The organism is Terriglobales bacterium (genome assembly GCA_035573675.1).
Lineage (GTDB): Bacteria > Acidobacteriota > Terriglobia > Terriglobales > Acidobacteriaceae > DATMAB01.
The window spans coordinates 68,819-94,949 of the sequence record DATMAB010000021.1 but is presented as its reverse complement, the minus strand read 5'-3'; the positions used below and the strand labels follow the sequence as shown (position 1 = coordinate 94,949).

Below are 26,131 nucleotides of genomic sequence, written 5' to 3'. Positions count from 1 at the left end.
AGAGAGAGTACAACCAAGAACGGCCGCACAGCAGTCTCGGTTATCGAACGCCAACAGAGTTCGCGGCGAGCTTCGACAGAGCTGGAGTGGGGCAAGGGGACTCAAGCGCCGTCCCCTTGCCCCACACCCCCATCCCCGCTGCGACTGTCATAGTATCTTGCGCGGTAATCACACACCGTTCCCAATGTGTTCCCCGCGTTGTCGTAAGCATAGATAGCTGCGTCGTACACAAATCCGCCTCAGACCACAACGCGGTTAAACATCCAGGAGAACGTGAGGACCAGTCCCCCACACGCCATCCAAACGGAACTGCTCCGTCGAGAATAGACAATGAATGCGCCCGAGCAAGCGATGATTGAAGAAAACATTGTCATGATCCGGCTAAGTGTGATCGAGCCTTCTGGAGTGACGTGAAAAATGCCCTGCGGATTGAAGGACAGCAGGAATGCAGCGACTCCAAGGACTATTGGAATCAGTCGGGCAAGCTTTTGAGCGGCATTCGTTTGCGAGCGCAGTTCAAGCACGCCAGCGACACAGAAGGCCACCAGAGGAAAGAACATGACAACCGTCAAGAGCTGCTTCATCTGTCCCTCGCTTACGGCGTCGTTAGGCCAGCAGGTCGGCCACAGTTAGACCCAAAGCACGCAGAACCAGCGCCATATGCTCCTCCTTCAGGAGCTGATCCAAACCAGTTCTTCCATGTCAGGTGAACTACCTCGTGCAAGATGGTCCCCGGCAATCCGCACCCGCATTGACCATTCAGAGCTGCTTGGGAGATCGTTACCGTGTTGGTCAGGAAGTCCCAGCCGTCGCTAACGTGCGCGCACGTAACGTATCCGGGCGATGCGGGGAGAGTCTGCTGATAGACGAATGTCACGCCGCCTGGCTTGAACGGCTGGAGGAGATCAAGCACCCTGTCGCGTAGCTTAGGATCGATGCAGCACGGGTTCGATCTGAGCTTAGCGGCGAGATGTCCAATCGCAATTGACATCTGAGCTGCTTCAGCAGCCGGAAATCCCTTCAGCTCGTACAACCCCTTCGGATCGGTGAAGTTTGCGGGGTTGTTTCTGACGTAACGGTAGTAGTTGATCCCAGCTTTGAATCCAATTGGGTCTTCAGAAATGAACCTGCTACTTGACGGATCGTAGTATCTTGCGCGGTAGAAGTAGAGTCCCGTTTCCGTATCGAACTCTCGAGCAGTGTAGCGCACGGAATTTGTGACGGCACCTTCGGGCGATGTCAGGCTGCCAAAGGAATCGTAGACGTACGCACCTATCGCTGAGCCGGACGAGTCGGTGAGGGAGCTGACAGAACCCAAACCATCGGTCTCAACGTAGCTGCTTATCGCCCTTCGGTGTATGGCCAAGGGCTCATCGACAGCTAGCGTGGCGGTGTAACGCGCAAGAGGGAATCCGGCTGTGTCAATCTCTTCGCTGATACGAGACCCGTCATAGACGTAGTTCGTCGCTCCGCTTGCAGACGATTTCTGAATCCTCCGTCCCATCGGGTCATACTTGAACGTGACTACCGACTGATCCGGCAGCGTCACGCTCACCAGCCGGTTTTCATAGTCCCAAGCATATTGTGTAGTGCCCGAAGCGTCCGTCTTCGTGAGCGTATTCCCGTTATTGTCGTAGGTGTAAGTAGCATTAGAAGTCGCAGTGAGTTGATTGGCATTGTTGTATGTGTAGGAAGGCACACCGAGCGAGGACAACCTGTTGCCTGCCTTGTCGTAGGTGTAGGCTTCGGTTGTCGTCGTTCCGTCTTGTATAACCTGCGTGAGCTGGTAGATGGGATCGTAGCTGTAGGTCTCAGTGATGCCGTTGAGGTGGTTCAGCTTCGAGGTGCGATTCCCGACGGCGTCAACGTTGTAGGTAGCTCCGTCGATAGTCTGTGCGCCGAGTTTGTGCAGCACTGACAGCAACCGCGAGAGGTTGTCGTAGCTGTAGTCCGTGTTCACGCCGTTCGGCCGGGTGAGTTGCGTGCGGCGGCCGAGGGCGTCGTAGCCGAAGGTGAAGGTCTGCGCCTGGAAGTTGGTCAGGCTGGTCAGACGGTTCAGGACGTCATAGACGTAGTCCGTCTGGCCGCCCTCGGGATCGGTGAAGCGCGTGCGGTTCGAGGCGGCATCGTACTGGTAGCTGTTCGTGAACGTGCGCGAGGTCAGAAACGAGTAATCCGTCGTGGTGCCGGTTAGCCGGCCCATGTTGTCGTAGGCGAACTGATAGGTGCCGGTGGGGTCGGAGACCTCGGTGAGGCGGCTGGCGTTGTCGTAGGTGTAGGTGACCGCGGTCGAATCCGGATAGCTCTTGCTCACGAGCCGGTTCAGGGCGTCGTAGAAGTAGTTGATGGTCTGCCCCTTGCGGTCGGTCTTCGACAAGAGATTCCCCACCGCGTCGTAGGTGTAGGTTTCTTCCAAGGTCGAGGGGAAGGTGGTCTTGGTCACCCGGCCGTAGGCGTCATAGGTGAAGCTGGTGGTGCGGCCGAGGGCATCGGTGATGGAAACGAGATTGCTCTCGGTGTCGTAGGCGTAGCTGGTCACGCCCGGGCTCGGGGTTTGGGCGTCGGTCACGGAGGTCAGCCGGTCGGCGTCGTCATAAGCATACGACGTGACCCGGCCGTTCTGGTCGGTTACCGAAGTTCTACGGCCGCGCGTGTCGTAGGCGAAGTCAGTGTGGGTCAGATCGGGATAGGTGATGCGGGTCAGGCGGTTGCGACTGTCGTAGGTGAAGGTGGTGCGGTTGGAGAGGGCGTCGACGACGGCGGTGCGGTTGCCGCGGGCATCGTACTCGAAGCTGGTGACCTGGTCGTTAGCGTCGGTGACGGTCGCGATGAGCCCGGCGGTGGTGTAGGTGATGTTGGTCTGGTGGCCGAGCGGATCGGTCACGCGGGTGAGCTGGCCGAGCGCGTCATAGAGGAAGCTGGTGGTCGAGCCAGGCGCAGAGCCATCCGGCGAAGGCGTGGTGGTCGAAAGCAAGTTGCCCTTGACGTCGTAGGTGTTCGTCGTCGTGTTCCCCAGGGGATCCGTGGCCGTCAACACCTGGCCGAAGCCGTTGTAGGTGTAGCTCCAGGTGAGTGTCTGGCCGTTGACGACCTGGGATTTGGAGAGCACGTTGCCCCAGGCGTCGTAGGTGAAGCTGGTGACGCGGCCCAGGGCGTCGGTGGAAGAAGTGCGGTTGCCCGAGCCGTCGTAGGCGAAGGAGCAACCATGCACTGTTTGACCGCTTTTCGAGCCTGCCCCTAGAATCGAAGATTCTGCCTGCGGCATCCACATCCCCCATGGCGATGCGCCTGTTCAACACGCTCAGCGGCCGCGAAGAAGAGCTTCAGCCCCTGGAACCCGGGCACGTGCGCATGTACGCTTGCGGCCCCACCGTGTACGACTACGCCCACATCGGCAACTTCCGCACGTTCGTGTTCATGGACGTGCTGCGGCGTTTCCTGCGGCAGAGCGGCTACAAGCTCACCCACGTCATGAACGTCACCGACGTGGACGACAAGATCATCCAGAACGCGGCCAACCGCGGCGTGACCGTCGCGCAATACACGCAGAAGTACGAGCACGCGTTCTTTGAGGACATGCAGACGCTGAACCTGGAGCGTCCGGAGATCGTGGTGCGCGCCACCGATCACATTGCCGACATGGCGGCGTTCATCCGCGAGCTGGAACGGAAGGGCTTCGCCTACCGCACTGAGGACGGCTCCTACTACTTCCGCATCGCGAGGTTCCCCGAGTACGGCAAGCTCTCGAAGAAGGATTTCGCCGGCATCGAAAACGGGGCGCGCGTGGACGTGGACCGCTATGAGAAAGATAACGCGCGCGACTTCGCGCTGTGGAAATCGCCCAAGCCGGGCGAGGCCTCCTGGGACACGGCCATCGGCCCGGGGCGGCCGGGCTGGCACATCGAGTGCTCGGTGATGGCGATGAAGTACCTGGGCGAGAGCTTCGACATCCACCTGGGCGGCGAGGACCTCATCTTCCCGCACCATGAGAACGAAATCGCGCAGTCGGAAGCCAAGACCGGCAAGCCCTTTGCGCACATCTGGCTGCACGCCCGGTTCCTGCTGGTGGAAGGCGAGAAGATGTCCAAGAGCCTGGGCAACTTCTTCACTCTGCGCGACCTGGTACTGAAGGGACACCGGCCGTCGGCGCTGCGGTATCTGCTGGCTTCGGTGCCCTACCGCAAGCAGCTCAACTTCACTTTCGACGGGCTGAAGCAGGCGGCGCACTCCGTGGAGCGTCTGCGTACGTTCAAGGAGCGCCTGGAGCGCGAGCGCTGGCCGGAAGGATCGAACGCAGCGATGCACGGACTGGCGCGGCAGACAATCGAGAAGATGCGCGCCGGCCTGGAAGACGACCTGAACACCGCGCAGGCGCTGGCGGCCATCTTCGACCTGGTGCGCGAGGCCAACGCCGCCGCCGACCGTGGCGAGCTGAAGCAGCAGGATGCGCCCGAGCTGCTGGCGGCGCTCGGCAAGTTCGACGAGATCTTCGCCGTGCTCACCGACGACGATGCAGAGAAGATCCGCCGCGTGGAAGAGTGGGCACGCGCCGAGGGCTTGCTGCGGGAAACAGCGCCGGCGGTGGAGGCACTCACGGACGCACAGGTCGAGGCCCTGGTGGCGCACCGGCAGAACGCGCGCCGCATGCGCGATTTTGCCAAGGCGGACGCCCTCCGCAAGCAACTGGCCGATGCCGGCATCATCCTGGAAGACACCAAGGACGGCGTACGGTGGAAGAGAAAATGATCAGCCACGGATTGCCACGGATGAACACGGATTCTTATATCCTCGTGAAGCAACTTCTGGCAGCGGCCTTGGTTGCGATGCTCCTGCTCATACCCGCCTGGAGTCAGTCGCCGCTTTCGCCCGAGGTCAAGGCCTTCGTCAAAGTGGATGCGCCGGTCGTGGCACTCACGAAGGTGCGCGTCATTGACGGCACCGGCACGGCAGCCCGCGAAGAGCAGACCATCGTCATCCGCGGCGGCAGGATCGAGGCCGTGGGCCCGAGCGCCACCACGCCGGTTCCCGAAGGCGCCGAACGGCTGGAACTCGGCGGATCCACGGTGATCCCCGGCCTGGTGGGAATGCACAATCACCTTTATTACCCCGCGCCGGGAGCGGGAAACCCGCGGACCTATCCGCCGCATGTGTTCAGCTTTCCGCGACTGTACCTGGCGGGCGGCGTCACCACCATCCGCACCACCGGCAGCGTTGAGCCCTACACGGATCTCGAAGTCAAGAAGCTGATCGATGCAGGCAAGATGGCCGGACCCAAGATGCACATCACCGGGCCGTACCTGGAGGGCAAGGGCGCATTCACGCCGCAGATGCACCAATTGAACGGCCCCGAAGACGCGCGCAAGACGGTGGAGTTCTGGGCCGACCAGGGCGTTACCTGGTTCAAAGCCTACATGAACATCACGCGGGCGGAGCTGGGTGCGGCCATCGAAACGGCGCACAAGCGCGGGCTGAAGGTTACCGGCCACCTGTGTGCGGTGACCTTCCGCGAAGCGGCCGCGCTCGGCATCGACGACCTGGAGCACGGACTCTCGGAGAACACCGAGTACCTGCCGGACAAAAAGCCGGACGCATGTCCTCCGCAACGGCGCGCCAACGTCGAGCTGCTGGCCAAGCTCGATATCGCCGGCGAGCCCGTGCAGCAAACCATCCGCGAGCTGGTGCAGAAGAAGGTCGCGCTGACCTCCACGCTGCCGGTCTTTGAGACCTTCGTGGCCAACCGCCCACCGCTCCAGCAGCGCGTGCTGGACGCCATGACCGCCGACGCGCGGGTGAGTTATCTGGCCACGCGGGCGCGCATCGGCGAGGACGCCGCGTCGCCCTGGCCGGCCGCGTTCAAGAAGGAGATGGAATTTGAGCGCGCCTTCGCGGCCGCCGGCGGACTGCTGGTCACGGGGCTCGATCCCACCGGCTACGGCGGCGTGGTAGCCGGCTTCGGCGACCAGCGCGGCGTCGAACTGCTGGTGGAGGCGGGCTTCACGCCGGTCGAAGCCATCCGCATCGCTACTCGCAACGGCGCGGAACTGCTGGGCGAACTGGAGCGTATCGGCACCATCGAGCCGGGCAAGCAGGCGGATCTGGTGGTGATCAAGGGCGATCCCTCGAAGAACATCGCCGACATCGAGAAGGTGGAAATCGTCTTCAAGGACGGCGTGGGCTACGATCCCGCCAAGCTCGTCGACTCGGTCAAAGGAAGCGTCGGGACGCGCTAATCGCTAATCTGACCCGCTCTCCAGCGGCGAGAGGGCAGGCTGCGCCGGAGCGACAACGCGAACCTTGGGCTTCACCACCTGCGACGTGTTCACCAGGACCACCGCGGCAATGATGATGGCTGTGCCCGCGACGATGAACACGTCCACCCGCTCATTCAAGATCAGCCATCCCAGGAACACCGCCACCACCGGGTTGACGTAGGCGTAGGTGGCCACCTTGGGCGTGGGCACGTGGTTCAGCAGCCAGATGAAGGCTGTGTGGCCGATCCAGGAGCCGGCCACGATGAGGTAGGCGATAGCTGCGATGCCGCGCGCGGTCCACTCGACGCGCGGCCACTCGCCCAGCGCCCAGCCCAGCCCCAGATCGACCACGCCGGCGATCAGCATCTGCCAGGCGGTGGCGGAAAGCGGATCCACCTCCAGCTTCCAGCGGCGGGAGTGTACCGAGCCTGTCGCCCAACTGAAGGACGCGGCTACCAGGACGAGCGCCGCCTCCAGCTCCATCGGGCTCCCGAAGCGCGCGCTCACCAGCTTGGGCCAGAGCAGCACTGCAAGTCCCGTGATGCCGAGCACCAGCCCGAAAAGGCCGCGGCGGGAAAGGCGGTCGCCGCGCAGCAATCCCGATTCGATGACCACCACCCAGATGGGCACGATGGCCACGATCAGCGCCGCCACCCCGCTGGCCAGATAGAGCTCCGACCAGGCCACGCCGACGTTGCCGCCGGTGAGCAGCAGCACGCCCACCGAGCCCACGCGCATGAAATCGCGGCGGTTCAGGCGAACCGGTCGCCCGGTCAGCGCGCACCAGGCCAGCATCAGGCTGCCGGCGATCAGGAAGCGCGTGCCCGCCATGGTGGCGGGCGGCACGTCGTCAATGGCGATACGGATGCCGAGATAGGTCGAGCCCCACAGAATGTAGACCAGCGCAAACGCGATGATCACACGCAGCCGGTGCTGGCGCTCCTGCGGGCTCATAAGGGAAAAAACTGTACAGGGATGAGACGCAATCCTGCGCTCCTATGATGCGGGAAGATTTGGGCTTCCGGCCGACCAATGCGGAAATGGACTGGTGGCGTGAAGAGACGGCGTCGCAACCACGATTGGATTCGTGAAGCAGAGCGGGCCATCCAGCACCAGCCCGTCAGGCGGCATTTGCGTGAGCCCAGCGCCTAAGCGCTGGGTCGGGAGATGTAGGAGAGTCAGGCCTCGACGGGGCGGCACCCCGGAACCTGTTTCCGCAAGAACCCACTCCGTTACTAGTCAGTAAACAAAAGCCGTGCCTACCATGCTCGCATGGACGTGATTCCCCGTTCCCCGCGGTGGAAGCTCGACCGGACGCTGGCCGTCGCCAGCGTGGACATGGCCGCCAACGGCGTCATCCTCGACCTGAGCGAAGGCGGACTGGCGGTGCGCGGCAACGTGCAGGCGCCGTCCTATGAGCCCATCATGGTGGAGATCCAGTTGCCCGGCAGCCACGAGTACATCCTGGCTACAGGCATGGTGAGCTGGACGCGCGGCGGCGAAACCGGCATCCGCTTCCTCTGCCTGCCGGAGGTGGCGCGCCAGCGGCTGAAAGATTCGCTGTTGAACCTTTCCCTGGTGCGCACCCTGCAGCTCGAGCGCCGTAAGCAGGCCCAGAGCGGCGGGCCCATGGCTCAGCCGGTGCCCGAATTTGAATTGGACAAGGCCCTCGAGGTGGAGAATCCGGCAGTCTCGGCGGAAATGCTGCGTGAACGGCTGGCGACCGCGCGCCGCGCGCGACTGACACGTTCCATCCGCGAGACCGGGCTGATTTTCGCCGCCACCACTATCTTCGGCGGCGTGTTCCTGGGCGTCGTGCAGATTGAGCTGGCGCTCGCCCTCATGCTGGCCGCGGGTATGAGCGTACCCGTGCTCTTCCTGGCCATCTATCACGTACTGCAACATTTCGCACGCAAGGACGAAAAGCCCGACAACAAGCCCACCCTCACCGCTCCGGAACTCGCCGAGCCCGCCGCCCTGCCCGAAGCCACACCCCAGCCCGCGCTGGCCATGGCCTCACATATGCAGGATGCGCAGGGGACGATTCAGACGTTGAATCTGAACTGAAAGCAGGCTCTACTGAGGTGGCTGAAGTTGCACGCTACCGTCATCATATAGGCGGAAGTTCACTTCTATTTGCACCAACACCGTAACAGGTTCTCCATTCTTGCGAGCCGGCTCGAACTTCCACTGCCTGACAGCTTCGACTGCCTTCTGGTCAAGTGACTTTCCTGCCGATCTTATGACCCTAGCCTCTCGAACTTGCCCGTTGGATCCGATAATGGCACGCAGAATAACCGTGCCAGTGAAGTCCGGCTTCTTCGCTCGGGAATCGGAAGAGAACTCGGAGCCGCGTGTCCGGATGGGCACGGGAGCCTTGACGCCATGTCCCACTTGATAGATGCGATATAGCTCGGTCATTTCCACATCATCCTTGGGCACGAAGTACCCCACCACAATCCCCATCGCTCCTTGCGGCGACGCCGGGCCGGGATTCTCATAGCTGGCCGTGACCTTCAGGACTTCGCCCTTGTTCAGCGCGTAGCCCTGCTCGAACTTGGCGATGGGCATCTCCAGGATGTGGCCTTCGGCGTTGAGCTTGGCGCCGAGCGTGGCGACGGTTTCCTTGCGCGAAGTGTTCTCCAGCACCAGCCGGCGTCCGTCGTCGTGCAGATGTCCTCCCACTCCGAGCAGCGTCCCGGTATAGTTCAGGCGGAACTCGCCCGTCTTCGTGCTCGCGCCCGCGGGCAGGTCGTAGCCGGAGTTGCCGCACTCGCCGGCGTCAAACCAGGCCGGATACACGCTCTTCAATTCGCGGTCTTTTTTCTGCACGTACTCCATCACCACCTGCAGGTAGACTTCGGGGTAGCTGGTCTCGGTGGGATTGTGGAACATGGAGGTGATGCGGATGCGGTCGCCCTTCAACACCCGATAGCCCACACCGGGCAGCGCCGGCCAGTCATTCATCTCCCCGCCCGCGCCGAAGATGTGCTCTTCCTTGTTGGGACACAGGAAGTCCGAGCGCCCGGTGTTCCAGAAGGCCACGTGATGCAGCATGCGGCTGGGCAGTCGGTTGCCCTGCGCGTCCACGAGTTGCGGATGGTAGGCGGTGATCCAGCCGTCGAAGGGGATCTCCAGGAACTGCGGCGCGGGCTGCGCCACTGCGAAATGGCCCGACTTAGCCGGCAGACTGACTGGTCCGAGGCGCAACCGCAACGCTGGATAGAGAACGTGTGAATGTAGATAGGAATTCGGGCCGATTGGGGTGTCCTCGGTCCCCATAATCGATGTTTCTTCGACTTCCAGCCTGGCCTGAGTCGCGACCCGGTGCTGCATGGCGCCGTGATCATGTTGCGCGAACGCCAATCCAGCCGCCATCACGACTACGACCGTTGTCAGGCAAATCGTCCGCATATCCTTTCAGCCTCGCAGAGAATGATAACCCTTCGTCCTCGCCTGCGGCCCTCCCTTTCAGTGCCGTTTCTACGGGAGTCGATTCCTCCGCTATCGCCGCCCAGCACTTCCGTGCTGGGCTAACGAATGCCGTCCGCCTCCGGCGGACTGAGGAGTCGCCATCCTCAGGGAACCGGCTTGCTCTGCGACTTTGGTGTTAAAACCAAGAGCTAATAGCCAATAGCCAAGAGCCAAGAGCTGCATTCCCGGCCCTCAGACGAGTTCCGCATCCAGAACGCTCCCGCACTGCGGGACTCGCTGCGCCGCCCGGAGGGGTACGTTCTCTGTCCCGTCAGGGACGGAACTCGTTAGCCCAGCACGGAAGTGCTGGGGAACCGAAGAAGAGAGGAGCGAGTCCCGTAGGGACGACACCATGGCGCATTCCTATGCGAACAACCTTGTTCATTGCGTCTTCAGCACCAAAGAGCGACAGAATCTCATCGCCGTGGACCTTCAGCCCAGGCTCTGGGCCTACATGATCGGTGTCTCGAAAAACCACGGTATCGAAACCCTTGCAACCGGTGGCATCGCCAACCATGCCCACACCTTGATTGCGCTGCCGGCCAGCATGGCTCTTTCCAGAGCCATCCAGACCATCAAGGCGAACTCCTCCCGGTGGGTGCGCGAGCATGGCATCGAGTTTGCCTGGCAGGAGGGCTACGGAGCGTTCAGCGTGAGCGCTTCCCAGGCACCCGCCGTCAAGGCGTACATTCACAATCAGGCCGAGCACCACAGGAGGAAGTCGTTTGAAGATGAATTTCTGGCCCTCCTGAAGAAATCAGGCGTTCCGTACGATCCGAAATTCGTCTTCGGATGAGTGCCGTCCCTACGGGACTCGGTTCTTCTGCTACGGTCTCCCGGCACTTCCGTGCTGGGCTGACGAATACCGTCCGCCTCCGGCGGACTGGGGGAGTCGTCATCCTCAGGGCCCGGCTTGCTCCACGACTTTGGTGTTGAAGCCAAGAGCCAACAGCCAACAGCCAACAGCTAGTCGCTAGCAGCTAGAAGCTCGCAGCTACGTTGCGACTTCTGCGTGCTAGATTCATCCAACCCATTGGGACCCAATGCCCGCAACCGACGCACGTCCGCACGTCGTCATCATCGGTGGAGGATTCGCCGGGCTTTATGCGGCTCGCTGGCTGGCGCGGCGGCCGGTGCGCATCACGCTGGTGGACCGCAAGAACCACCACACCTTCCAGCCGCTGCTCTATCAGGTGGCGACGGCGGCGCTTTCGCCCGCCGACATCGCTTCGCCTATCCGCGGCGTGCTGCGGCGCTACAAGAATGTCGAAGTCTTGCTCGACGAGGCGGTCGGTTTTGACTTGCCGGCGCGGCGCGTCAAGCTGCGCAAACTGGAGCTCGCATACGACTACCTGATTGTGGCCGCCGGCGCCACTCACGCCTACTTCGGCCACGACGACTGGGCGGCGTACGCTCCCGGCCTGAAGACACTGGAGGACGCGCTCGAGATCCGCCGCCGCGTGCTCCTGGCCTACGAACTGGCCGAGCGCCAGGCGGCGGCGGGCGGCCCTGCCGATCCGCTCAACTTCGTCATCGTGGGCGCCGGGCCGACAGGCGTGGAGCTGGCGGGCGCGCTGGCGGAGATCGCTCATCAGGCGCTGGTCCGCGACTTCCGCCACATCGATCCCAAGCAGGCGCGCATTCTGCTGCTGGAAGGCGGCCCGCGCGTCCTGCCGACGTATCCTGAGTCGCTCTCCCGTTCCGCCGAACGGCAATTACGCCGGCTGGGCGTCGAGGTGCGCACCAACACCATGGTCACCGCCATCGAACCCAGGGCGGTAAGAATCGGCGAGGAGCGCATTCCGACCGCCGTCGCGCTGTGGGCCGCGGGCGTTTCCGCCTCGCCGCTGGGGAAGATGCTGGGCGTCCCCACCGACCGCGCCGGGCGGGTGATTGTCGAGCCCGACCTCAGCATCCCCGGCCATCCCGAGGTGTTCGTGGTCGGCGACCTCGCTTCCTGCAAAGATGCCGAGGGCAAGATGGTGCCGGGCGTTGCCCCCGCCGCCATCCAGCAGGGATTGGCCGCGGCAGCCAACATCGGGCGCGACCTCCAGAAGAAGCCGCGGGAAAAGTTTGTTTACTGGGACAAAGGTTCGCTGGCCACCATCGGCCGCGCCGCCGCCGTCGCCGATTTGCCCGGCCGCCTGCGCCTTTCCGGGTTGATCGCCTGGCTTGCCTGGCTCTTCGTTCACATCTTCTTTCTTATCGGCTTCCGCAACCGCATCCTGGTCATCATCCAGTGGGCTTGGGCGTACCTGACTTTTCAGCGTGGCACGCGCCTCATCACCGGCAGAACGGACATCCTGGAGGACATGCGCTGAGGTTGATTGTCATGCTGAGCCAAGCGAAGCATCCCTATGCCCAAGCGGCTTTGTTTGGATAGGGATTCCTCGCTTCGCTCGGAATGACAGCCAGCTACCGCTTCGCCGCCAGAATCCCCAGGATCTCCTTCAACTCATGCCGCACCTGGCGCAGCTCCTTGGCCACGGGCTTGGGAGGAGCGAAGGGCAGGGCGGCCTGCGCCTTGATGGCCTTGTTTTCGCTGCGCAACTGCTGGCGGGCGCCGGCGATGGTGAATCCTTCCTGGTAAAGCAGCCTTTTCACGCGCAGGGCGAGTTCGACTTCGCGCTTGCGGTACATGCGCTGGCCGCTGGAGCTTTTCACCGGCTTGAGCTGCGGGAATTCGGTCTCCCAGAAGCGGAGGACGTAGGCCGGCAGCTTGCACAGGCGCGAGACTTCGCCGATGCGGAAGTAGAGCTTGTCAGGGACCACCACCTCGGGCACAGCGTGCGTCTTGGATTTTTGTCGCGCCATCGGTGGGACTTCCGGATGGTACGTGCGCTCCGTAGCGAGCGTCAATAGCGCGCAAAACAAAACCGCCGCGCGTCCGCGGCGGTCAGGCTTCGGTCACCTTGCGGCGGAGCTCGCGCTCCGCTCGCTTACTTCTTTTTCTTCTTCTTCATCATCTTTTTCTTTTTCATCTGGCGGTCGTCCTCTCTCCCTTGAGATGGATCGATTCGGCTGATCCTCGCTGCTGTTCCTTCGAGCCCCAATTCCTGGGACATTCTCGAAGACTTGCGCATGATATTGGGGTAGGTTCATCTTGCTGTCAATAAGAAATTGCGGGGCGTAACTCGGCGCATACGTCGCCGCGCGGAAGCGCCGGCGGCGGTACACTCTTCCCGCATGGCGCGCGACCCCATCGAGCTCGAGGTCTTCAAGAACATCTTCCACTCCATCGCCGAGGAGATGGGCGCGGCGCTGCGCCGCACCGCCTTCTCCCCCAACATCAAGGAGCGCCGCGATTACTCCTGCGCGGTGTTCGACGCCGCCGGCCGGGTGCTGGCCATGGGCGACCACATGCCCGTGCACCTGGGCTCCATGCCCATGTCGGTGCGCGCCGCCATCGACGCGTTTCCGCTCGCCCCCGGCGACGTCGCCATGCTCAACGATCCCTTCCGCGGCGGCACGCATCTGCCGGACATCACCCTGGTCGCTCCCGTCTACGTGGGCTCCGCGAAGGAAAAGTCACGCCGGCCGGATTTCTACGTGGCCAACCGGGCTCACCACGCCGATGTCGGCGGCGCTTACGCCGGCTCCATGGGCCTGTGCCGCGAGATCTACCAGGAAGGCCTGCGCATTCCGCCGGTCAAGCTGGTGCGCCGTGGCGCTATGGACAAGGACGTCCTGGCGCTGCTGCTCGCTAACGTGCGCACGCCGACCGAGCGCGAAGGCGACCTGGGCGCGCAGATCGCTGCCTGCCACACTGGCGCCACCCGCCTGAAGGAGGTCTGCGCGCGTTACGGGCTGGCGCGCACGCGGCGCGCCGCCCGCGACCTGCTGGACTATAGCGAGGAGCTGATGCGTGCCTTCCTGTCCAATGTTCCTCGTGGAACATTCCGCGCCGAAGACTTCCTGGACAGCGACGGCATCACCGACCGCCGGGTGCGGATCGCTGCCAGCGTCACTTTCCATCCGGCTCCGAAGAGAGCCCCTGGCTGCGGCCCAGTCGTCACCGTGGACTTCACCGGCAGCGATCCGCAGGTGGAAGGGGCGGTGAACGCGGTCGAGGCCATTACCTGGTCGGCATGCTTCTACGTATTCCGCTGCCTGCTCGAGGAGGATGTCCCGGCGACTGCCGGCCTGATGCGTCCTATCCGCGTCATTGCGCCGGAAGGGACCGTGGTCAACGCGCGGCCGCCGGCGGCGGTGGCCGGCGGCAATGTCGAGACCTCGCAGCGCATCGTGGATGTGCTGTTGCGGGCGCTGGCCCAAGCGGTGCCGGAGCGCATTCCCGCAGGCTCCTCGGGCACCATGAACAACCTGACCATCGGCGGCATCGACCCGCGCCCGGGTGAGCGCGGAGCGAGCGCTGGCCAGCGCGAGCAGAGCGCGAGGGCGAAGCAGCGCAGCGCGGCGGAACGCTCGAAGGAAGCCCAGCCCTTCGCGTACTACGAGACCATCGCCGGGGGCATGGGCGCGCGGCCGACCAAGCCCGGCGTCTCGGGCATCCACACCCACATGACCAACTCGCTCAACACGCCTGCCGAAGCGCTGGAGCACGCCTACCCGTTCCGCGTCACGCGCTACGCGTTGCGCCACGGCTCGGGCGGCAATGGGCGCTTCCGTGGCGGCGACGGCATCGTGCGCGAGATCGAGGTGCTCACCGACGCGCAGGTCACTCTGCTGGCCGAGCGCCGCTCGCGCGGGCCCTACGGACTGCACGGCGGCGCAGACGGCGCCCCTGGACGCGCCTTCGTCATTCGTCGCGACGGCACCGAGGAAGAGATCGGCGGCAAGGCCAGCGTCCGCCTGGCCGCGGGCGAGCGTATCCGCATCGAGTCGCCGGGCGGCGGCGGCTTCGCGCCGAGCGGACCCCGCTCGCTGAGCCGCTCGCGCAAAGGATAGCCGTCACCGTGGCCGCTGCAGCCCGCATGCTAGAATTTTCCGGTTTGCCTGCCGTCAGGATAGCCCGCAGGGACGGCACGCGGCCGGGGCGTGGCCAAATCCCGAAGGATCATGCATGCCTGAGACCATGCTGGCGGTAGTGAAGGCCGAGCCCAGGGCGGGCGCCGAGATCCGCAACGTCCGCATCCCCCAGGTCGGCCCGCAGGACGTGCTGGTGCGCGTGAAGGTGGCCTCGGTCTGCGGCACCGACCTGCACATCTACAACTGGGACGCCTGGGCGCAGCGCCGCATCCATCCGCCGCTCATTCCGGGACACGAGTTCTGCGGCGAGGTGGTGGAGGTCGGCGCGGAAGTCACCACCGTCAAGCCGGGCGATTTCGTCAGCGCCGAGATGCACGTGGCCTGCGGCAAGTGCCTGCAGTGCCGCACCGGCGAAGCGCACATCTGCCAGTTCGTGAAGATCATCGGCGTGGATGCCGACGGCGCCTTCGCCGAGTACGTGCGCATCCCGGAGTCGAACATCTGGAAGATCGACCCCGGCATCCCGCCGGAGTACGCCTCGGTGCTGGACCCCTTGGGGAATGCGGTGCACACCGTGCTGGCGGGCGAGATCGCGGCGCGCACCGTGGCCATCACCGGCTGCGGGCCCATCGGCCTGTTTGCCATCGCGGTGGCGCGCGCGGTGGGCGCAACCACCGTCTTCGCCATTGAGACCAACCCGCACCGCCGCAAAATCGCCGAAAAGATGAAGGCCGATTACGTCCTGGACCCGGCAGCCGAAGACGTGAAGGCGCGTATCTTTGACCTGACCGACGGCCAGGGCGCGGACGTGGTGCTGGAAATGGCCGGCCACCCTGATGCCATCCGAACAGCCTTTGACATCGTGCGCCGCGGCGGGCGCATCTCGCTGCTCGGGCTGACCAACAAACCCATCTCGCTGAACTTCTCTGAAGACATCATCTTCAAGGGCATCACCATCCAGGGCATCAACGGACGGCGCATGTACCAGACCTGGTACCAGATGACGGCGCTGCTCAAGGCGGGCAAGCTGGACCTGCATCCGGTCATCACCGACCGCATGGCCATGAAGGACTTCTCGCGCGGCATGGAGCGGCTGAAGACCGGCGAAGCGTCGAAGATCCTGCTGTACCCCAATGGCGTGAAATGAAAACCGTACCGCGGATAGGCGCGGATCAACGCGGATAGACCCATATGAATCGCAAGCTCGCTCTGTTCCTGCTGATTTGCTCGCTGGCCTTCGCTGCCGAGAAGAAGGCGACCTTCCCCGACGCTGCCGAACTGGCCGCTATGGCGGGCCGCTTTGCGTCCACCGACCTGGTCGTGGACGTCTCGCATCTCACGCCCGGAGACCGCGCGGCGCTGGGCAAGCTCATCGAGGCGGCCCGCATCATGGATATGCTGCAGCTCGAGCAGCGCTGGAGCGGCAACCCAGCGCTCTACGAAAAGCTCAAGCGGGATACGACGCCGCTGGGGCGCGCGCGCCTGCACTACTTCTGGATCAACAAGGGGCCATGGTCGGCACTGGACGACAATCAAGCGTTTGTGCCCGGCGTACCGGCAACGAAGCCGCTGGGCGCGAACTTCTATCCGCCTGACGCAACCCGCGAGGAACTGGAGAAATGGATGGCCGGTTTGCCGCCGAACGAACGCGAGCAGGCACAGTGGTTCTTCACTCTCATCCGCCGCGGGCCGGGAGGAAAGCTGCGCATCGTACCTTACAGCGATGCTTACAAACCGCACCTGACGAGAGCGGCGAAGCTACTGCGCGAGGCCGCCGCCCTCACCACCAACGCTTCGCTCAGGAAGTTCCTCAACTTGCGGGCCGACGCCTTCCTTTCCAACGACTACTTCGAGAGCGACGTGGCCTGGATGGACCTGGATTCGCCGGTGGACGTCACCATCGGTCCCTATGAGACCTACAACGACGAGTTGTTCGGCTACAAGGCCGCGTTCGAGGCCTACATTTCCATCCGCGACGAGAAAGAAACGGAAAAGGTCCGCTTCTTCGCCGGGCACATGCAGGAACTCGAGGACAGCCTGCCCATCCCGGCCGAGCACCGCAATCCCAAGGTGGGCGCGCTGGCGCCCATGGTGGTGGTGAACGAGGTCTTCGGCGCAGGCGACGGCAACATGGGCGTGCAGACCGCAGCCTACAACTTGCCCAACGACGAGCGCGTGGTGCAGCAAAAGGGCGCCAAGCGGATCATGCTGAAGAACGTCCAGGAAGCGAAATTCCAGAAGACCTTGGTGGCCATCTCCAAGGTCGTGCTGCCGCCCGCGGCGCAGCCCGACCTGGACTTCGAGTCGTTCTTCACGCACATCCTGGCCCATGAGATCACGCACGGTCTGGGTCCGCAGCAGATCAAGGTGGCCGGCCGCGAGACCACCGTGCGCCAGGAACTGAAGGAAGTGTACGGGACCATCGAGGAAGCCAAGGCCGATGTGACCGGGCTCTTCGTGCTTCAGCATCTGATGGACCGCGGGCTGCTGAAGAACACGCTGGGCCAGGGAGAGCAGGCCGAGCGCCGCCTGTACCACACCTACCTCGCCTCGGCGTTCCGCACGCTGCGCTTCGGCGTGACCGACTCGCACGCCCGCGGCATGGCCATCCAGTTCAATTACCTGCGCGACAAGGGCGCCTACGTACTCAACGCCGACGGCACGTTCTCCGTGGACTTCGCGAAAGTCAAGGCGGCGGTGCGCGACCTGGACCGCGACTTGCTCATGATCGAGGCCACGGGCGATTACGCCGGCGCCAGGAAGATGATCGAGAGCTTGAGCGTCATCCGTCCGGAAATGCAGGCGGTGATGGACAAGCTCAAGGACACGCCCACCGATATCGAACCCGTATTCGTCACCGCGAACCGGATCGCGCCACCGGAGCGTTAGTTTTTCTCACACGGAGGCACGGAGGCACGGAGTTGTAAACTATTCTCGCCATGACCACCGCAACGCGCACCAATCCTCTCTCCTATCTCACCGACCAACTGAACGACCTGAAACAGAAGGGCACGTACTTCCGCCTGCGGGTGCTCGAAGACGAACAGGCGCCGGTATGCACGTTCGATGGCAAGCGCGTCATCAATCTCGCTTCGAACAACTACCTCGGCCTGACCACGCACCCCAGACTGCGCGAAGCGGCGCTCGACGCCACGCGCAAATACGGCGTGGGCTCGGGAGCGGTGCGCACCATCGCCGGAACCATGTCGCTGCACATGGAGCTGGAGGAGAAGATCGCGCGCTTCAAGAACGTGGAGGCCTCGGTGGTTTTCCAGTCGGGATTCACGGCCAACGCGGGGACCGTTTCGGCGGTGTTGGGGCGCGAAGACTTCATCATCTCCGACGAGCTGAACCACGCTTCCATCATCGACGGCGCGCGGCTCTCGCGCGCGACCATCAAGGTTTTCCGCCACAAGGATGTCGCCCATGCCGAGGAGCTGCTGAAAGAAGTCGCTGCGCAGCCCGGCCGCAAGCTCCTGATCACCGACGGCGTGTTTTCCATGGACGGCGACATCGCGCCGCTGCCCGCCCTCTGCGACCTGGCGGAGAAGTACGGCGCCATCATGATGGTGGATGACGCACACGCTTCCGGCGTGCTGGGCCGCAACGGCCGCGGCACCATCGACCATTTCAATGTTCACGGGCGCGTGGACATCCAGGTGGGCACGCTCTCCAAGGCCATCGGCGCGCTGGGCGGGTACGTGTGCGGCACACGCGACCTGATCGAATTCCTGTATCACCGCGGGCGGCCGTTCCTGTTTTCGACTTCCCATCCGCCTTCCGTGGCCGCCACGTGTATCGCGGCCTTCGAGGTTCTGGAGCAGGAGCCGGAACGTATCGAGAAGCTGTGGGAGAACACGCGCTACTTCAAGAAGGAACTGGGCGTGCTGGGCTTCAACATCGGCGGAGTCAGCACGCCGGCCAGCGAGACGCCCATTACCCCGGTCATCGTCGGCGAAGGGCGCCTGGCGATGGAATTCTCGCGCGAGCTGTTTGCCGCCGGCGTCATGGCTACCGGAATCGCCTATCCCACGGTTCCCGAAGGCAAGGCCCGCATCCGCACCATCGTGACGGCCACGCACACGCGCCAGAACCTGGAGCAGGCGCTGGAGACTTTGGGGAAAGTGGGGAAGAAGCTGCGGATCATTTCGTGATTGGGTGATTTGGTGATTGACACCCCCGTTCCGTCGCGTAACCCTTCGCGAGTCGTCGCCGCCCTGCCCCTCACCCTGGCCACCGCAGCCGTCAGCACGCCGATGTTTACAGTGCTGGGACTGCCGCTCCTGACCTTCGGCGTCTGGCAGTTCTTTTCGCTGGTGTGCCACCAGGACCCGGCACGTTCGTTCTGGATCGCGGGTGTGCCGATTGCAGTGTGCTCTCGCTGCCTGGGCATCTACCTGGGGGCTGCCGTAGGCGCGTGGGTGCAAGCGAGCAGGAACACACTGCTCAGGGCGCTGGCCATCGCGATCGCAGCCAGCCTGCTGGATTTTGCCGCCGAGATGGCAGGACTGCATGGCAACTGGCCACTGGTGCGCTTCGCGCTGGGTGCAACGCTGGGCGGGATGATGAGCGCCCTGGTGTCCGACGCGCTGCGCCGCGAAGGTCAAGCAAACCTGGCCACGGATTAACACGGATCAATACGGATACTGCACGGCAGAAAACGGCCACGGATTAACACCGACCAACACGGAGAGGTCTCGGCAGGAAACGGAGTTATCCGTGTTCATCCGTGGAAATCCGTGGCTGGTTGTTTTTTTAGTCCACGCGGTACACGAACTGCCCGCCGACGATGGTCGCAACCACTTTACCGGTAAGCTGCCAGCCGTCGAAGGGGGTGTTGCGCGCGCGGGAGCGCGAGTCAGAGGCGCGGAAGGTCCAGCGCGCGGCGGGATCGAACACGGTGACGTCGGCCACCGAGCCGCGGGCCAGGCTGCCGCGTCCTTTCAGGCCAAGCACGCGGGCCGGGCCGGTGGAGAGCAGCTCGACCACGCGCAGAAGCGGCACGCGCCGCTCCTTGTGCAGGCGGAGCACGGCGAGGCCCAGCGCCGTTTCCAGTCCCGTGACGCCGAAGGCGGCGCGTTCGAACTCGACGTCTTTCTCGTGGGCGGCGTGCGGCGCGTGGTCGGTGGCGATAGCGTCCACGGAACCATCGGCCAGGCCGACCAGCAGCGCTTCGCGGTCATCGGCGGAGCGCAGCGGCGGATTCATTTTGCAGCGTGTGTCGTACGGGCCGACGTTTTCGTCGATCAGCGTGAAGTGGTGCGGCGTGACTTCACAGGTGATGCGGGCGCGATTGCGCCGGCCGCGACGGACGGCTTTCAGCCCGGCGGCGGTGGAGACATGCGCCACGTGCAGCCGGGCGCCCACCTGGTGCGCCAGCCGGACGTCGCGCTCCACGATCTCCGCCTCCGCCGCCACCGGCATGCCGCGCAGCCCGAGGCGGAACGCCGTCGGCCCGTCATGCATCGAGCAGCCGCGGGTCAGGCGCGTGTCTTCCGCGTGCTGGATAACGGGCAAGCCGACCTGCGTCGCCAGCCGCAGCGCCTCGCGCATGATCTGCTCGTCGAGGATCGGTCGGCCGTCATCGGTAAAGCCCACGGCGCCGGCGCGTTCCAGGGCGCGGAAATCGGTGAGCCTCTCGCCCTTGCTGCCGGCGGTTGCGGCAGCGATGGGGAACACGTTGACCACGGCGCCGCGTGCCGGGTCACGCATCCAGGCGGTGATTTCCGGCGAATCGTTCACCGGCGCAGTGTTGGGCATGGCGCAGACGGAGGTGAATCCGCCCGCCGCCGCCGCCGCCGTGCCGCTGGCGATGGTCTCCTTGTACGATTGACCGGGCTCGCGCAGGTGGACGTGCAGGTCAATGAACCCGGGCGCCACCATCAGACCGCGGGCGTCCAGGGTCTCGTCGGCCGAACCGCGGATCTTGTTGCGCGGCGCCACCTCGGCCACCCGCCCGTCACGCAGCAGGACGTCCATTTCGGCGTCCAGCCGCTGCGACGGGTCCATGACCCGGCCGCCCCTGATCATCACCGACGCCGGTTTTTTCTCTTTAACCATCAAGAACCTTTAGCCACGGATTCACACGGATGAACACGGATATTTTTTCTGTCATTGGTGAAGAGCAGCCGGCGTAGCTGCGGACGTGGCCCAAAGTTCCGCAGAAGCCCAACCTCAATCGTGGTTGCCCGAAGGTAGTTGAGGACCTGAGCTTCGTGCGTAGAGTCAAGGTTGTGGACAGCTTTCAATTCCACTAACACCTTGCCATCGATCAACAGGTCGGCGCGAAAATCGCCGATCTGCTCTCCGCGAAACCACACCGGGATCGGTACCTGTCGCTCAACCTTCAGTCCAGCTTGGGTGAGCGCCTTGAACATCGCCTGCTCGTAAACCGATTCGAGAAATCCGTGTCCTAACTCGTTGAAGACCTCGTAGAAGACTCCAATAATCTTGTCAGTCAACTCTTCTTGCAGTAATCCGTGTTTGTCCGTGTTCATCCGTGGCTGATTCTTCATCTCGCCGCTCCGAGACACCGCGCCAGGATGGCCATGCGCATGGCCACGCCGTTCTGCACCTGCTCGCGGATGACGGATTGCGGTCCGTCCGCCACTTCGTTGGTAAGTTCCATGCCGCGGATCATGGGCCCTGGGTGCATGACCAGGGCGTCGCGCCGCGCCAGTTTCATGCGCTCCGGCGTCAGCTGGTAGCCGGCGATGTAGTCGGCCACCCGGATGGAGCGGCCTTTGAGACGCTCCTTCTGCACGCGCAGCATCATGACCACGTCTGCGCCGCGCAGTGCGTCCTCCATGTGGCGGGTGATGCGCACGCCCGGCGCAAGCGTGGCGGCCACTTCGGGCGCGAGTTCCGGAGGGCCGCACAGCGTCACCTGCGCCGAAAACTTGCTCAGCAGGTGCGCATTCGAGCGCGCCACCCGGCTGTGGTAAATGTCGCCCACGATGGCCACGCGCAGTCCGGCCAGCGATTTGCGATGCCGCAGGATGGTGAACGCGTCCAGCAGCGCCTGCGAAGGATGCTCGTGCATGCCGTCGCCGGCGTTGATGACGGGAATATCCAGATGCCGGGCCAGCAGGTGCGGCGCTCCCGCCGCCGGGTGCCGCAGGACGATGGCATCGGCGCCGGTGGCGCGCAGCGTGTGCCCGGTATCCGCCAGCGACTCCCCCTTCTCGATGCTGGAGGCTTGGGCATGAATCACCGTGGTGGTGGCGCCCAGCGCCTTGGCGGCGAACTCGAAGCTGACGCGGGTGCGGGTTGAGGCTTCGTAAAACAGCAGCGCGATGCGGCGGTTGCGCAGCAGCGGACGCGCGCGCCCCGCGACCATCCGGCGCGCCAGGCGCAGCAGGAACTGGATTTCCTCCGCAGGTAAGTGTTCGATGTCGAGCAGCGAGCGCAGGCCGCGCCGCAGGCCGCCAGGCTGGCTGTTTGTGTTCACCGCGCCGGCGCCTCCAACAGCGTAACTTTGTCCGCGCCGTCCACCTCGGTCAGATTGACCTCGACCATCTGCTCACGCGAAGTCTCGATGCGCCGTCCGACGAACGCCGCCTCGATCGGCAGCTCACGGTGCCCGCGGTCCACCAGCACGCAGAGCTGCACGCGGCGTGGGCGTCCTTGATCGAACAGCGCATCCATGGCCGCCCGTGTGGTGCGGCCCGTAAACAGCACGTCGTCCACCAGGATGATGTCCATGCCTGCGACGTCGAATCCGATCTCTGCCTTCTGCACCACCGGCTTGGGCGCGACCGGCGTCAGGTCGTCGCGGTACAGCGCGATATCCAGACTGCCCACCGGCGGCTTCACGCGCTCGATGCGCTGGATCAGCTTCCCCAGCCGCTGCGCCAGCGGCACGCCGCGCCGTTTGATTCCCACCAGGCCGAGGTCCTGCACGCCGCCGGTCTTCTCCACGATCTCGTGCGCCAGTCGGACCAGCGTGCGCTCGATCTCCGAGGCCGACATCACCTGGGTTTCGCGATGCGATTGGGCGCGGGTTCGCGCGGGCTGGGCGCTCATAAGGGCAGGTGGAAGCTCTGGTGCCAACGCGCCCCGGGGGCAGGCGCAAGGCGGAAAATCATACGTGGTCGCGGCCAAGTGTCGCAAGCCGGAGCGCTACGAAAAGCTTCAGAGCGACTGGCCGGCCAGCCGGGAGCGGATCCGGCATTTCCCGCGTAACTTATTGATATTGCAGTGTGTTATCTAGACTGGCGTCGTCCGAAAAACGAGCCCCCCAAAGCGCCACCGGCGGCCGCAAACAAGACGAAGACCACGAGAAACACGGCCAGCATCACCGTTACCAGTGTGGCAATGCCTTCGGGTGTGGACATGCGCTCGATCATCTGCCGGACAGCGGGATCGGGATTGGCTTCGGCGGCCTTCTCCAACTGCTGGCGGAAAGCGGCGCGGAACTGGCGGCCGCGCAGCACCTGCATCAGGCCGAAGAAGAACACGTACACCAGATAGCCCAGCAAGCCGGTGAGAGCGCCCAGCCGGAAGCCCATGCCGGTGGAGACGTCGGACTGTGTGCGCTCGCGGTACAGCACTACCGTCAGCGCTCCTGCGCCCAGCATCCACAGGCAGCAGCCCAGGCTGACGAAGGGAATCACCGAGAGCACGCCGGCGATGGCGCCCGTCAATCCCGCCAGCGGCAGCGCCCGCGCCCACTGGACGCTCCCCGGAGCCGTCGGGCCTGCGGAAGCACTTCCTGTCGGCGCCGGAGCCGGAAGAGTTTCAGGGAATGTCGGAGCCGGCGGAGGCAGTTCCGCCTCCGGAGGCGGCGTTACCCGGATCTGCGGGGCGCCGCACTGCGAGCAGAAGGGAACGCCCGCTTCGACCTGCGCTCCGCATTGCGGACAGGGATGTTCCACGAGGCAGCCAACTTACCGCACGGCCGTGACGGGCGCAAGGCGAGCTACATCGTTTCCCGCTCGCCGCGCAGTTGCACCAGGGCGACGCCGAACTTCGTCCCCGTGCCCTTGGGTCGGACGCCCACCACGCGGAACTTGTGCTGGCTGCCCGCTACCAGTTCGACCTCGTCGCGGTCCCTGCCGCGTTCCGGCTTGCAGACCACCTCGCCGGTATCGTCCCGGAAGTCGATGTCGCCGTGACATTCGGTCACCTTGCCGTACCGCGAGAGTTCCTGGCGATAGAAGTCCAGCACCTTGCGCGGCTGATCGTCGGTCTCATAACTGGCGGCCACTACCTTCAGGCCGAAGAGCGACGTGGCAATGGAAACCGTGGCGCGGCCGGGGCTGTCTTCGTCATCCGCGGCCTCGCGCGCTCCGGGATACGCCGCTACGCCCACCTGTGCGATATCGAACTTGTCCTTGCGCACCTTGAGTTCGCCCACGGGTGTAGTGATCTCGACCTTCTTGGGCTGTTCTCCCTTTTCTTCCTCGATGTTCATGCTGCATGCGCCCAGCAGAAAGACCAGCGGAACCGCCGCCAGTGAAAACACAATTGCGAACCGGGAACTCGATCGCGACGACATGGCAATGCTCCTTTGACTCAGGGATGAGGCGCCGGCGGGGCGGCGGTCGCCGCCTGCGGCGCGGTGGGCTCAAGGTCGATGCCGGCGCCGCGCGCCGCCACGCCGGGAATGGTCACCGGCAAACGGCCGCGCACCGCCATCTCGCCGAACAGCGCCTTCGCCGCGCTGATTTCCGACGTCGGCACGCCGGAATACGTGCACAAATAGTTCTCCACGGCGGGGAAGTCCGCGCCCAGATAAGGATTGCCCAACGCGACCACGACGGTGCGCGCCCCGGCGTTCTGCAGCAGGTCGCCCAGCAGCTTCCTGGGTGCTTCCGCCAGCGAAACCGAGTTGACCGACTGACCGTTCACCAGCACGCGCCGTCCCGCCGTGGGAGAGGAAAACACCGCCGCCACCACCGCCGTGGCTTGTTGCGCTGCTTCCAATGCGCGCGGGGCGAGTGCGGCGGCCGTCCGCAAGTCCACGAAGAGGACCTCCGCCTGCGGGACGCGGGCGCGAATCTCGCGCTGCAACACCCGGCCGTACTCGCTGCGCAGGTCGTCCGCAAAGATCACGGCCAGCAGTCGCCCCCCTCCCTGGGAGAAATACGCATCGGACGCGGTTACGGTTCCCTCGCCCTGGGGCGCGGGCGGCGGTGCCGGCCGGAAGCTCTCCGCCCGCAGCGGCAGCAGCGTTCCATTCGAGCGCACCAGCGTGACCGCGGCGTCAGAGACCTCCTGCGCCAGCGCCAAACTCTGGGGCCGGGCCACCCGGCGCGAGAGCTGGTGGATGTCCACCAACTTTGCCCGGTCGAGCCCGACCGAGGCCTTCAGCCGCAGCAGCTTCCGCACGCTGGCATCGATGCGCTCCTCGGAGATCTCGCCGCTGCGCACGGCGTCGAGCAGCGCGCGATACGAGGTCTCGATATTCGCCGGGATGGTGATTAGGTCCTGCCCGGCCTTCACCGCATCCACCGCGGCTCGTCCCGGATTGCGGCCATTGCCGTTGGCGTACAGCCGGGTGATGGCGTGCATCTCCATGGCGTCGGTGACCACGACGCCCTGGAATCCGAGCTGACTTTTCAGCAGGCCGGTCACCACGCCGGGCGAAGTCGTGGCCACGCGGTCCGCGGCGGGCTCGAGCGCCGGCACCGTAACGTGCGCCGTCATGATGGAATCCACGCCTGCGGCTATCGCCTGGCGAAACGGCACGAGCTCCACTGCCTCCAGATGCGCACGGTCCACGCTGACCCGGGCGATGCCGATGTGCGAATCGGTCTCCGTATCGCCGTGGCCCGGGAAGTGCTTGGCGGTGGTCAGCAATCCGTTCGCGCGCGCGGCGCGAATATAGGCCGTGACGAATCGGCTCACCTCTTCCGGATCCTCTCCGAAAGCACGCGTGTTGATGATGGGATTGGCGGGTTCGGAGTTCACGTCGGCCACGGGAAAGAAGTTCCACACCACGCCCAGCGCGCGGGATTCCTCCGCTACTACGCGGGCGAAGGCTTCCACGTACTCGGTGCGGCCGGCGGCCCCGAAGGCCATGGCGTGCGGAAAGGGCGTGGTGCCGTCGAAGCGCATCGACGGGCCGCGCTCGAAGTCGGCGGCGAAGATCAGCGGCACGTCGCTCTCCCGCTGCAACTGGTTGGTGAACATGGCCGCTTCGTAGGGCTGATTGCGGTACACCATGCCGTTCTCCGAGCGCACCGTCAGCAGGAATCCGCCCACGTGATAGCGGTCGATGGCGTCGCGCAGCGCCAGGTACTCCGGACTCTCCAGGTTCAGGAACTGGGCCGGCGCTTTGAGCATGAACATTTGGCCGACCTTCTCTTCCAGTGACATCCCGCGCAGCGTGCGCTCCGCCCACTTCTCCCCGCCGCGCGTCAGCCGCACCGGACCCGGTTGTTGGAATTTGTCGCGCGCAAGCGAGGAGGGAACCAGCAGGAGAAAGAACAGAACCACCAGCCGCACGCGCATCACGGTGAACATAGCAGAGG

22 protein-coding genes are annotated in these 26,131 nt (G+C 64.4%); 10 read left to right on the top strand and 12 right to left on the bottom strand.

Annotation, left to right across the window (positions count from 1 at the left end; translation table 11 throughout):
* Positions 1-239 precede the first annotated feature (239 nt).
* Together VNK82_10440 and VNK82_10435 are read right to left on the bottom strand one after the other, a co-directional pair.
* Positions 240-584, bottom strand: a complete 345-nt coding sequence (locus VNK82_10440) for a hypothetical protein (protein HXE91369.1) — start codon at positions 582-584, stop codon at positions 240-242.
* An 11-nt stretch (positions 585-595) separates the two neighbouring features.
* Complete coding sequence (locus VNK82_10435; protein ID HXE91368.1) at positions 596-3,211, bottom strand: RHS repeat-associated core domain-containing protein; 2,616 nt, start codon at positions 3,209-3,211, stop codon at positions 596-598.
* A gap of 65 nt (positions 3,212-3,276) precedes the next feature.
* Between VNK82_10435 and cysS the strand changes: the two genes are divergently transcribed.
* Together cysS and VNK82_10425 are read left to right on the top strand one after the other, a co-directional pair.
* Positions 3,277-4,746 carry a cysteine--tRNA ligase gene (cysS, locus tag VNK82_10430; protein HXE91367.1) on the top strand — a complete coding sequence of 490 codons (1,470 nt, stop codon included), beginning with the start codon at positions 3,277-3,279 and terminating at the stop codon, positions 4,744-4,746.
* 44 nt (positions 4,747-4,790) lie between these two features.
* The gene (locus VNK82_10425; protein HXE91366.1) at positions 4,791-6,230 is read left to right on the top strand and encodes an amidohydrolase family protein; all 1,440 of its coding nucleotides are present in this window, start codon (positions 4,791-4,793) and stop codon (positions 6,228-6,230) included.
* 3 nt (positions 6,231-6,233) lie between these two features.
* Here VNK82_10425 and VNK82_10420 read toward each other — a convergent pair whose 3' ends face one another.
* Complete coding sequence (locus VNK82_10420) at positions 6,234-7,205, bottom strand: EamA family transporter (GenBank protein HXE91365.1); 972 nt, start codon at positions 7,203-7,205, stop codon at positions 6,234-6,236.
* Between the two features lie 324 nt (positions 7,206-7,529).
* Between VNK82_10420 and VNK82_10415 the strand changes: the two genes are divergently transcribed.
* Complete coding sequence (locus tag VNK82_10415) at positions 7,530-8,318, top strand: PilZ domain-containing protein (GenBank protein ID HXE91364.1); 789 nt, start codon at positions 7,530-7,532, stop codon at positions 8,316-8,318.
* A 9-nt stretch (positions 8,319-8,327) separates the two neighbouring features.
* Here VNK82_10415 and VNK82_10410 read toward each other — a convergent pair whose 3' ends face one another.
* Complete coding sequence (locus VNK82_10410; GenBank protein HXE91363.1) at positions 8,328-9,413, bottom strand: energy transducer TonB; 1,086 nt, start codon at positions 9,411-9,413, stop codon at positions 8,328-8,330.
* Positions 9,414-10,077: 664 nt separating this feature from the next.
* On the opposite strand from VNK82_10410, the gene VNK82_10405 reads away from it, so the two are divergent.
* The gene (locus VNK82_10405; GenBank protein ID HXE91362.1) at positions 10,078-10,521 is read left to right on the top strand and encodes a transposase; all 444 of its coding nucleotides are present in this window, start codon (positions 10,078-10,080) and stop codon (positions 10,519-10,521) included.
* 247 nt (positions 10,522-10,768) lie between these two features.
* Complete coding sequence (locus tag VNK82_10400) at positions 10,769-12,046, top strand: NAD(P)/FAD-dependent oxidoreductase (GenBank protein ID HXE91361.1); 1,278 nt, start codon at positions 10,769-10,771, stop codon at positions 12,044-12,046.
* Positions 12,047-12,140: 94 nt separating this feature from the next.
* Here VNK82_10400 and VNK82_10395 read toward each other — a convergent pair whose 3' ends face one another.
* Positions 12,141-12,539, bottom strand: a complete 399-nt coding sequence (locus VNK82_10395) for a MerR family transcriptional regulator (GenBank protein ID HXE91360.1) — start codon at positions 12,537-12,539, stop codon at positions 12,141-12,143.
* A gap of 372 nt (positions 12,540-12,911) precedes the next feature.
* Between VNK82_10395 and VNK82_10390 the strand changes: the two genes are divergently transcribed.
* From VNK82_10390 to VNK82_10370, 5 genes are all read left to right on the top strand, one after another.
* On the top strand, positions 12,912-14,633 hold the full coding sequence (locus VNK82_10390) for a hydantoinase B/oxoprolinase family protein (protein ID HXE91359.1): 1,722 nt from the start codon (positions 12,912-12,914) through the stop codon (positions 14,631-14,633).
* A 115-nt stretch (positions 14,634-14,748) separates the two neighbouring features.
* A complete protein-coding gene (gene tdh, locus VNK82_10385) occupies positions 14,749-15,801 on the top strand; it encodes an L-threonine 3-dehydrogenase (GenBank protein HXE91358.1) in 1,053 nt (350 codons plus the stop codon).
* Between the two features lie 44 nt (positions 15,802-15,845).
* A complete protein-coding gene (locus VNK82_10380; protein HXE91357.1) occupies positions 15,846-17,543 on the top strand; it encodes a hypothetical protein in 1,698 nt (565 codons plus the stop codon).
* A 50-nt stretch (positions 17,544-17,593) separates the two neighbouring features.
* Entirely contained in the window at positions 17,594-18,808 is a 1,215-nt protein-coding gene (locus tag VNK82_10375; protein ID HXE91356.1) for a glycine C-acetyltransferase, read from the top strand.
* Between the two features lie 12 nt (positions 18,809-18,820).
* A complete protein-coding gene (locus tag VNK82_10370) occupies positions 18,821-19,282 on the top strand; it encodes a DUF2085 domain-containing protein (GenBank protein ID HXE91355.1) in 462 nt (153 codons plus the stop codon).
* A 127-nt stretch (positions 19,283-19,409) separates the two neighbouring features.
* Here VNK82_10370 and VNK82_10365 read toward each other — a convergent pair whose 3' ends face one another.
* From VNK82_10365 to VNK82_10335, 7 genes are all read right to left on the bottom strand, one after another.
* Positions 19,410-20,663, bottom strand: a complete 1,254-nt coding sequence (locus tag VNK82_10365) for a dihydroorotase (protein HXE91354.1) — start codon at positions 20,661-20,663, stop codon at positions 19,410-19,412.
* 50 nt (positions 20,664-20,713) lie between these two features.
* Complete coding sequence (locus tag VNK82_10360; protein ID HXE91353.1) at positions 20,714-21,151, bottom strand: GxxExxY protein; 438 nt, start codon at positions 21,149-21,151, stop codon at positions 20,714-20,716.
* 14 nt (positions 21,152-21,165) lie between these two features.
* Positions 21,166-22,104, bottom strand: coding sequence for an aspartate carbamoyltransferase catalytic subunit (locus VNK82_10355; protein HXE91352.1), 939 nt, complete (start codon positions 22,102-22,104; stop codon positions 21,166-21,168).
* Positions 22,101-22,679, bottom strand: coding sequence for a bifunctional pyr operon transcriptional regulator/uracil phosphoribosyltransferase PyrR (pyrR, locus tag VNK82_10350; protein ID HXE91351.1), 579 nt, complete (start codon positions 22,677-22,679; stop codon positions 22,101-22,103). The genes VNK82_10355 and pyrR overlap by 4 nt, the downstream gene beginning before the upstream one ends.
* A gap of 179 nt (positions 22,680-22,858) precedes the next feature.
* Entirely contained in the window at positions 22,859-23,530 is a 672-nt protein-coding gene (locus tag VNK82_10345; GenBank protein HXE91350.1) for a zinc ribbon domain-containing protein, read from the bottom strand.
* Positions 23,531-23,574: 44 nt separating this feature from the next.
* Positions 23,575-24,153, bottom strand: a complete 579-nt coding sequence (locus tag VNK82_10340) for a hypothetical protein (protein ID HXE91349.1) — start codon at positions 24,151-24,153, stop codon at positions 23,575-23,577.
* Positions 24,154-24,170: 17 nt separating this feature from the next.
* Positions 24,171-26,123, bottom strand: a complete 1,953-nt coding sequence (locus tag VNK82_10335; GenBank protein HXE91348.1) for a glycoside hydrolase family 3 protein — start codon at positions 26,121-26,123, stop codon at positions 24,171-24,173.
* Positions 26,124-26,131 lie beyond the last annotated feature (8 nt).